Here is a 7908-nt window from a genome sequence, read left to right as displayed (position 1 = left end):
GCCTGGCCGTCCCGGTGATAGCTGGTATCCCAGCGCTGGAGCTGTTGGTGCAGGGTAGTGATCTCCACGTCGGCCTGGGTTGCCGGCCAGTCCGGGCAATGGGCCTGGGCCGACAGTGGGATGAAGATCGACAGCAGGAGCAGTCTTGGCAGCATGGCGAGCGTCCTTGCCCGGAAAGGTCATGCTCAAAGGTTAGGCGCGGTGATGTGGGACGGGTGTGGCAGGTGTTTGCCGGTTGTTTCCCGGTCGGCCCGGCAGGCGCCACGAGCGGCGACTGCGGCTGTAAGGCAGGGAATATGGAGGCGGGAGGGAGAAATCTGCGGGTACAAAAAGCCCCGCCGGCATAGCCGGGCGGGGCCTTGGTGACGCGGGAAGGCTTACAGGCCGGCGGCGGCGCGCAGGGCTTCGGCGCGGTCGGTTTTTTCCCAGGTGAAGGTGGAGAAGGTGTCTTCACCCACGGTCTTGGTTTCCGGAGTACGGCCGAAGTGGCCGTAGGCTGCGGTGTCCTGGTAGATCGGGTGCAGCAGGTCGAGCATGGTGGTGATCGCGTATGGACGCAGGTCGAAGTGCTCGCGTACCAGCTTGATGATCTTGTCATCGCTGATCTTGCCGGTGCCGAAGGTGTTCAGCGAGATCGAAGTCGGCTGGGCGACGCCGATGGCGTAGGACACCTGGATCTCGCAGCGCTCGGCCAGGCCGGCGGCGACGATGTTCTTGGCCACGTAGCGACCGGCGTAGGCTGCCGAACGGTCGACCTTGGATGGGTCCTTGCCGGAGAACGCGCCACCACCGTGGCGAGCCATGCCGCCGTAGCTGTCGACGATGATCTTGCGGCCGGTCAAGCCGCAGTCGCCCACTGGGCCGCCGATGATGAACTGGCCGGTCGGGTTGATGTGGAACTGGGTGTCCTTGTGCAGCAGCTCGGCTGGCAGCACATGCTTGACGATCAGCTCCATCACGCCTTCGCGCAGGTCGTTATAGGACACTTCCGGGTTGTGCTGGGTCGACAGCACCACCGCGTCGATACCGACCACGATGCCGTTCTCGTAGCGGCAGGTGACCTGGGACTTGGCGTCCGGGCGCAGCCATGGCAGCAGGCCCGATTTGCGGGCTTCGGCCTGGCGCTGGACCAGTTGGTGGGAGAACGCGATCGGTGCAGGCATCAGCGCCGCGGTTTCATTGCTGGCATAGCCGAACATCAGGCCCTGGTCGCCAGCGCCCTGGTCTTCTGGCTTGGCGCGGTCGACACCCTGGTTGATATCAGGGGACTGCTTGCCAATGATGTTCATCACGCCGCAGGTGGCGCCGTCGAAGCCGACGTCGGAGCTGGTGTAGCCGATGTCGCAGATCACGTCGCGAACGATCTGCTCCAGGTCGACCCAGGCGCTGGTGGTGACTTCCCCGGCGACGATGGCGACACCGGTCTTGACCAGGGTTTCAACCGCTACGCGGGCGTGCTTGTCCTGGGCGATGATGGCGTCCAGCACCGCATCGGAAATCTGGTCAGCGATTTTATCCGGATGCCCTTCGGACACGGACTCGGAGGTGAAAAGGGAGTATTCGCTCATCTCGACGGTTTCCTAAATTTACCGATGGTGAGTGTCGCCAGCCGGTCGCTGAAAATGGCGGACCTGGATCTGGAAACCATTACGTAAGCCCACATAGAGGCTTTCCCCGGGAGTCAGTCCCGCAGCGGTGGCCCAACGGGCCAGATCATCTTGTTCGAACCCTAGCCAGAGATCACCGCAGGCTTCTTTGGCCCAGCTCTGGTTATGGCTGCACAAGTCTGTCACCAGCAGGCTACCGCCTGCTTGCAGCAATTGCGCCATCTGCTTGAGTGCCTCGGCTGGCGCCGCGAAATGGTGCAGGACCATGTTCAGCACCACGCAGTCGGCCTTGAGTGGCAAGCCCTTCAGTGCATCGGCCAGTTGCAGGCTGACGTTAGCCAGTGCTTCGCGTTCGCACAACTGGCGTGCCAGCTCCAGCATCGCCGGGCTGTTGTCCAGTGCTGTCACTTGGGCAAAGCGCCGGGCCAGCTCGGGGAGGAATCCACCGTCGCCGGGGCCGACCTCGATGGCCGTGGCTTCTGGCTTGAAGCTCAACTTGTCCAATAGCGCCAGGACACTTTCGCGGTACTGCGCCAGTCCTGCGATCAGGTCCTGCTGGGCGCGGAATTTATCCGCCACCCGGGAAAAGAAGTCTTCGCTGGCTGCGGCCCGTTGCCCATGGACCAGGCCGATTCGCGACTGGACTTCGACTGGCAAGGGCAATTGGTCGACCTCGTCCAGCAGCGATGCATGCAACTTGCCACCCAGCAGCTCGGTGTGGGGCAGGGCGCGGCGGTAGAAGATCGCATTGCCTTCGCGACGCGTGGCCACCAGCCCGGCCTGGGCCAGGACCTTCAGGTGATGGCTCATGCCCGACTGGCCAATGGCGAAGATCTGCGCCAACTCCAGCACGCCGAAGGAATCGTTGCTCAGGGCACGCAATACGTTCAGCCGCAACGGATCGCCGCCGGCCTTGCACAGGGCGGCCAGTTCGTCGCAATCGTCATGGCGGATGGTAGAGGCGTGCAGGTTCATGGGAACGCAGTCTAGTGATGGCTCAAACAGCCTGCAAGGCCAATATCAAAAAGTTTTGATATTGGCTGGGCTGGGCTTGAGTCAAGGCTGTCGTCAACCAGGATGGGGAACGGTGTCGGGGTTTGCCTGGTCGATTGAGTGGTTAGCCGTAGGAAAAACGTGCTTGAGTGACTATCTGTCATTGCCCCCGCCAGACGCCTGAGGGAAAATGCAGGCCTTTTTTCCGTTTTGTTTTGTCCAATCTTCAGGAGATCAGCGATGCCAAGCCGTCGTGAGCGTGCCAACGCCATTCGTGCCCTCAGCATGGATGCCGTGCAAAAAGCCAACAGCGGCCATCCGGGTGCCCCCATGGGTATGGCGGATATCGCCGAAGTACTTTGGCGTGACTACCTCAAGCACAACCCGAGCAATCCGTCCTTCGCCGACCGTGACCGCTTCGTGCTATCCAACGGTCATGGCTCGATGCTGATCTACTCGCTGCTGCACCTGACCGGCTACGATCTGTCGATCGACGACCTGAAGAACTTCCGCCAACTGCACAGCCGTACCCCGGGCCACCCGGAATTCGGCTACACCCCGGGTGTGGAAACCACCACCGGCCCGCTGGGCCAGGGCCTGGCCAATGCCGTGGGTTTCGCCCTGGCGGAAAAAGTCCTGGCGGCGCAGTTCAACCGTCCCGGCCACAACATCGTCGATCACCACACCTATGTGTTCCTGGGCGATGGCTGCATGATGGAAGGCATTTCCCATGAAGTCGCGTCCCTGGCCGGCACCCTGGGCCTGGGCAAGCTGATCGCCTTCTACGATGACAACGGCATCTCCATCGACGGTGAAGTCGAAGGCTGGTTCACCGACGACACGCCCAAGCGCTTCGAAGCCTACAACTGGCAAGTGATCCGCAACGTCGACGGCCACGATCCGGAAGAGATCAAGACCGCCATCGAGACCGCGCGCAAGAGCCCGCTGCCAACCCTGATCTGCTGCAAGACCACCATCGGCTTCGGTTCGCCGAACAAGCAGGGCAAGGAAGACTGCCACGGCGCACCACTGGGCGCCGAGGAAATCGCCCTGACCCGCGAAGCCCTGAAGTGGAAGCACGGTCCGTTCGAAATCCCTGCCGACATCTATGCCGAGTGGGATGCCAAGGAAGCCGGCCGCGCTGTCGAAGCCGATTGGGACCAGCGTTTTGCCGCTTACTCCGCAGCTTTCCCGACCGAAGCCAACGAACTGGTACGGCGCCTGGCCGGTGACCTGCCGGCGGACTTCGCCGCCAAGGCCGACGCCTACATCGCCGAAGTGGCGGCCAAGGGCGAGACCATCGCCAGCCGCAAGGCCAGCCAGAACACCCTGAACGCCTTCGGTCCATTGTTGCCTGAGTTCCTCGGCGGTTCGGCGGACCTGGCCGGTTCCAACCTGACCCTGTGGAAAGGCTGCAAGGGCGTCAGCGCAGAAGACGCCAGCGGCAACTACATGTATTACGGCGTGCGCGAGTTCGGCATGACCGCCATCATGAACGGCGTGGCCCTGCACGGTGGCCTGGTGCCTTACGGCGCGACCTTCCTGATGTTCATGGAATACGCCCGCAACGCGGTGCGCATGTCGGCCCTGATGAAGCAACGCGTCATCCACGTCTATACCCACGACTCCATCGGCCTGGGCGAAGACGGCCCGACCCACCAGCCGATCGAGCAACTGACCAGCCTGCGCAGCACGCCGAACCTCGACACCTGGCGTCCAGCCGACGCCGTGGAATCGGCGGTGTCCTGGAAGTACGCACTGGAGCGCAAGGACGGCCCATCGGCGCTGATCTTCTCGCGCCAGAACCTGCAGCACCAGACCCGCGATGCCGCGCAGATCGCCGCCATCGGCCGCGGTGGCTATGTGCTCAAGGATTGCTCGGGCGAGCCTGAGCTGATCCTGATCGCCACCGGTTCGGAAGTGGGCCTGGCGGTGCAGGCTTTCGACAAGCTGACCGAGCAAGGCCGCAAGGTGCGTGTGGTATCCATGCCGTGCACCAGCGTGTTCGATGCCCAGGATGCTGGCTACAAGCAGTCGGTCCTGCCGTTGCAGGTCGGTGCGCGGATTGCCATCGAAGCTGCCCATGCCGACTTCTGGTACAAGTACGTGGGCCTGGAAGGCCGCGTGATCGGCATGACCACCTACGGTGAGTCGGCGCCTGCATCGGCACTCTTCGAAGAATTCGGCTTCACCCTGGACAACATCCTGGGCCAGGCCGAAGAGCTGCTGGAAGACTGAGAAAAGCACGTGGTGGCCTGTCCACCACAGTCGCAAGCGGGGGCTGGTTTACCGGCCCCCGCTTGCGAGTGCATATAACAAGTTCGTCTGCCGTGCCTGATCGAGAACCCCATGTCCCAACCGCGTCCTTATAAAGTTGCACTCAACGGCTACGGCCGGATTGGTCGTTGCGTCTTGCGTGCTCTGTTCGAGCGAGGGGCTGCGGCCGGGTTCGAGATCGTGGCCATCAACGACCTGGCCGACATGGCCAGCGTCGAATACCTGACACGCTTCGACTCCACCCACGGCCGGTTTCCCGGCGAGGTGACCGTCGATGGCGATTGTCTGCATATCAACGGCAACTGCGTGAAGGTGTTGCGCAGTGCCACTCCCGAAGGCATCGACTGGGCAGCCCTGGACATCGACCTGGTGCTGGAATGCTCCGGTGCCTACCACACCCGCGAGGACGGCCAGCGCTTCCTCGCTGCCGGCGCGCCGCGGGTGTTGTTCTCCCAGCCGATGGCCAGCGAGGCGGATGTCGACGCCACCATCGTCTACGGGGTGAACCAGGATTGCCTGAGCGGCGACGAGCTGCTGGTGTCCAACGCGTCTTGCACCACCAACTGCGGCGTGCCCTTGCTGCGCCTGCTGGACCAGGCCATCGGCCTGGAGTACGTGTCCATCACCACGATCCACTCGGCGATGAACGACCAGCCGGTGATCGATGCCTATCACCACGAGGACCTGCGCCGCACCCGCTCGGCGTTCCAGTCGGTAATCCCGGTATCCACCGGCCTGGCCCGGGGCATCGAGCGCCTGCTGCCGGAACTTGCCGGGCGAATCCAGGCCAAAGCGGTACGGGTGCCGACGGTCAACGTGTCCTGCCTGGATATCACCCTGCAGACGGTCAGCGACACCGATGCCGCCGAGGTCAACCGGATCCTGCGCGAGGCTGCCACCAGCGGCCCGCTCAAGGGCCTCTTGGCCTATACCGAATTGCCGCACGCCAGCTGCGATTTCAACCATGACCCCCATTCGGCGATCGTCGATGCCAGTCAGACCCGCGTTTCCGGCCCCCGGCTGGTGAACATCCTGGCCTGGTTCGACAACGAATGGGGCTTTGCCAACCGGATGCTGGACGTTGCCGGCCATTACCTGCAAACAGCCACTCCACTCCCTGCTTCTAATATTCAGTAACCCAGGAATTGCGACCCATGACCGTGTTGAAGATGACCGACCTCGATCTGCAAGGTAAGCGCGTGCTGATCCGCGAAGACCTCAACGTCCCAGTCAAGGACGGTGTAGTCACCAGCGACGCGCGGATCCTGGCTTCGCTGCCGACCATCAAGCTGGCCTTGGAAAAAGGCGCGGCGGTGATGGTCTGCTCGCACCTGGGCCGCCCGACCGAAGGCGAGTTCTCGGCCGAGAACAGCCTCAAGCCGGTGGCCGACTACCTGAGCCGCGCCCTGGGCCGCGAAGTGCCGCTGGTGACCGACTACCTGGGTGGTGTCGAGGTCAAGGCCGGCGACGTCGTGCTGTTCGAGAACGTGCGCTTCAACAAGGGCGAGAAAAAGAACGCCGATGAACTGGCCCAGCAATACGCCGCCCTGTGCGACGTGTTCGTGATGGATGCCTTCGGTACCGCCCACCGGGCCGAGGGTTCGACCCACGGCGTGGCCAAGTTCGCCAAGGTGGCGGCGGCAGGCCCGCTGCTGGCGGCCGAGCTGGACGCCCTGGGCAAGGCCCTGGACACCCCGGCCAAGCCGATGGCGGCGATCGTCGCCGGCTCCAAGGTGTCCACCAAGCTGGACGTGCTCAACAGCCTGAGCCAGGTTTGCGACCAGCTGATCGTCGGTGGCGGCATCGCCAATACCTTCCTGGCCGCTGCCGGCCATCCGGTGGGCAAGTCTCTGTACGAGCCGGACCTGCTGGACACCGCCCGTGCCATCGCCGCCAAGGTCAGCGTGCCGCTGCCAGTGGACGTGGTGGTGGCCAAGGAGTTCGCCGAGAGCGCCGCGGCCACGGTCAAGGCGATCGCCGACGTGGCGGCCGACGACATGATCCTGGACATCGGCCCGCAAACCGCTGCGCAATTCGCCCAACTGCTCAAGTCGTCCAAGACCATCCTCTGGAACGGTCCGGTGGGTGTGTTCGAGTTCGACCAGTTCGGCAACGGCACCAAGGTCCTGGCCCAGGCCATCGCCGATAGCACGGCGTTCTCCATCGCTGGCGGTGGCGACACCCTGGCGGCCATCGACAAGTATGGCGTGGCCCAGCAGATCTCCTACATTTCCACCGGTGGTGGCGCTTTCCTCGAGTTCGTCGAGGGCAAGGTGCTGCCGGCGGTCGAAGTCCTGGAAGCCCGGGCCAAGGCCTGAGATTGCCATTGGCCGGGCAAAGGAGTGTTCTGATGGTCAAGACGTTGCCATTGCTGCTTGCCACAGCCTGGCTCGCGGGGTGCTCCGGCACTTCCACGGGCCAACCCGCGGATGCCGCGCAGAAGCCGGGGCAAGGTTGCTACCAGGCCGACTGGCAGGCCGAGACGGCACCGGTGATCAACAAGCGCCTGGGGCCCGAAGGCTTGGAGAAATACGAGACTCCGTCAAAGGCCAGGGAACAGGGTTGCCCTTGACGGGTCAGATTGGATAACTCGACGTGCCGGGCCTTGGGGTCCGGCCGAGGAACATCGATGAAAGCTTTGATCGCCGTGGCGACGCTGGGGCTGCTTGGCGGATGCGCCGACCTGCACTTGCTCAAGTCGCCGAGCACCGACGACTGGAGTACCTGGGTCTGCGACAGCCAGGCCCAGGTGCTCTGGCGCTACACCGACGACAGCCGCAAGGCCGTCGACGTGCGACTGGGAGGCGACGACCAGGTACGCCGCCTGAAACTCGAGCCTAGCGGTTCGGGGTCGTTGTACAGCGACGACATGCTGGCGTTTCACCTCAAGGGGGAGGAAGGCCTGGTCTACTGGGTCGCCACCAACGACCTGATCGGCCGCGGCTGTAAAGCGCCGTAGGCCGGGAACCGATGCTGAACCTGTAGGAACTCGCGGTGATACCCGGACATTGATCATGGATGTCGCCAGGCC

At 63.6% G+C, this 7908-nt stretch carries 7 protein-coding genes; 5 read left to right on the top strand and 2 right to left on the bottom strand.

All coding sequences use genetic code 11. The annotated features are described in order from the left end of the window. Positions 1 to 377: 377 nt before the first annotated feature. Both metK and ACK6AU_RS10755 read right to left on the bottom strand, forming a co-directional pair. On the bottom strand, positions 378 to 1568 hold the full coding sequence (metK, locus tag ACK6AU_RS10760) for a methionine adenosyltransferase (RefSeq protein ID WP_409299250.1): 1191 nt from the start codon (positions 1566 to 1568) through the stop codon (positions 378 to 380). Between the two features lie 18 nt (positions 1569 to 1586). Next, a complete protein-coding gene (locus ACK6AU_RS10755) occupies positions 1587 to 2582 on the bottom strand; it encodes an ArsR/SmtB family transcription factor (protein ID WP_409299248.1) in 996 nt (331 codons plus the stop codon). Between the two features lie 258 nt (positions 2583 to 2840). Here ACK6AU_RS10755 and tkt point away from each other — a divergent pair, with 258 nt between their 5' ends. The 5 genes from tkt (at position 2841) to ACK6AU_RS10730 (ending at position 7836) form a co-directional block, all read left to right on the top strand. Next, a complete protein-coding gene (gene tkt / locus ACK6AU_RS10750) occupies positions 2841 to 4838 on the top strand; it encodes a transketolase (RefSeq protein WP_409299246.1) in 1998 nt (665 codons plus the stop codon). Positions 4839 to 4949: 111 nt separating this feature from the next. Continuing rightward, a complete protein-coding gene (epd, locus tag ACK6AU_RS10745; protein WP_409299244.1) occupies positions 4950 to 6014 on the top strand; it encodes an erythrose-4-phosphate dehydrogenase in 1065 nt (354 codons plus the stop codon). Positions 6015 to 6031: 17 nt separating this feature from the next. Further along, positions 6032 to 7195, top strand: a complete 1164-nt coding sequence (locus ACK6AU_RS10740; RefSeq protein ID WP_185697100.1) for a phosphoglycerate kinase — start codon at positions 6032 to 6034, stop codon at positions 7193 to 7195. A 32-nt stretch (positions 7196 to 7227) separates the two neighbouring features. Continuing rightward, positions 7228 to 7449, top strand: coding sequence for a hypothetical protein (locus ACK6AU_RS10735; RefSeq protein ID WP_185697101.1), 222 nt, complete (start codon positions 7228 to 7230; stop codon positions 7447 to 7449). Between the two features lie 57 nt (positions 7450 to 7506). Next, positions 7507 to 7836 carry an MliC family protein gene (locus tag ACK6AU_RS10730; RefSeq protein ID WP_185697102.1) on the top strand — a complete coding sequence of 110 codons (330 nt, stop codon included), beginning with the start codon at positions 7507 to 7509 and terminating at the stop codon, positions 7834 to 7836. Positions 7837 to 7908: the final 72 nt, after the last annotated feature.

It is taken from the genome of Pseudomonas sp. KCJK8993 (assembly GCF_046230915.1).
Lineage (GTDB): Bacteria > Pseudomonadota > Gammaproteobacteria > Pseudomonadales > Pseudomonadaceae > Aquipseudomonas > Aquipseudomonas piscis.
Note: the sequence above shows the minus strand (reverse complement) of the source record. Positions and strands in the feature narration are given on the sequence as shown.

Coding starts and splice junctions, on each gene's coding strand:
- metK (WP_409299250.1), bottom strand. CDS start 1,568: ATGAGCGAATACTCCCTTTTCACCTCCGAGTCCGTGTCCGAAGGGCAT.
- ACK6AU_RS10755 (WP_409299248.1), bottom strand. CDS start 2,582: ATGAACCTGCACGCCTCTACCATCCGCCATGACGATTGCGACGAACTG.
- tkt (WP_409299246.1), top strand. CDS start 2,841: ATGCCAAGCCGTCGTGAGCGTGCCAACGCCATTCGTGCCCTCAGCATG.
- epd (WP_409299244.1), top strand. CDS start 4,950: ATGTCCCAACCGCGTCCTTATAAAGTTGCACTCAACGGCTACGGCCGG.
- ACK6AU_RS10740 (WP_185697100.1), top strand. CDS start 6,032: ATGACCGTGTTGAAGATGACCGACCTCGATCTGCAAGGTAAGCGCGTG.
- ACK6AU_RS10735 (WP_185697101.1), top strand. CDS start 7,228: ATGGTCAAGACGTTGCCATTGCTGCTTGCCACAGCCTGGCTCGCGGGG.
- ACK6AU_RS10730 (WP_185697102.1), top strand. CDS start 7,507: ATGAAAGCTTTGATCGCCGTGGCGACGCTGGGGCTGCTTGGCGGATGC.